This is a genomic window from Kitasatospora sp. NPDC059973, from assembly GCF_042737525.1.
In the GTDB taxonomy this organism is placed as follows: domain Bacteria; phylum Actinomycetota; class Actinomycetes; order Streptomycetales; family Streptomycetaceae; genus Kitasatospora.
Window position 1 is genome coordinate 7,577 of sequence record NZ_JBHWUI010000252.1, and the last position, 646, is coordinate 8,222.

Consider the following 646-nt stretch of genomic DNA (forward strand, 5'->3'; position numbering starts at 1 on the left):
ACCCCCGGCCTCCAGACCACCGGCATCAACCCCGACACCCGACTCGGCGCCACCTGCACCACCCCCGCCAACGGCATCTGCCGACGCACCGTCGACACCGGCACCTACTACTGGCGCGAAACCACCGCACCCACCGGCTACGACCTCCCCACCGACCCCGTCTTCGGCCCCCTCGTCCTCACCCCCCAGAACGCCACCACCGGCGTCCAGGTGACGGCCGGCGACTGCCCCTCGCCGACGCCGCCGCCGGACGGCTCGATCGACCTGACCAAGCGGGACGCCAAGACCGGCGAACCGCTGGGCGGCGCGCAGTTCCAGCTCTGGCGGGAGACCAACGGAGTCGCCGGCCTGCAGACCGGCGGAGCGAACCCGGACACCCGCACGGGCCCGGGCTGCACCACCTCGGCCGAGGGCGGCTGCGCCTTCACGCACCTGCCGGCCGGCCAGTACTACCTCCGGGAGACCGCCGCGCCCGACGGCTACCAGCTCCCGCACGACCCGGTGACCGGCCCGTACCGGGTGGACGCCGATGACTGCGTCACCGTGGACCTCACCAACAAGCGGCACCACCACGACGACGACTGCTAGGCGCCCGGTACGCCGGACCCGCCGGACCCGCCGGAGCACCCTCTGCTCCGGCGGGTCC

General features: G+C 74.1%; 1 protein-coding gene. It reads left to right on the forward strand.

What is annotated here, in order from left to right; genetic code table 11:
• Nucleotides 1-588 (forward strand): collagen binding domain-containing protein (locus tag ACFWA9_RS36760; RefSeq protein WP_380393497.1); only part of this gene is annotated, 588 nt, incomplete at its 5' end.
• Nucleotides 589-646: the final 58 nt, after the last annotated feature.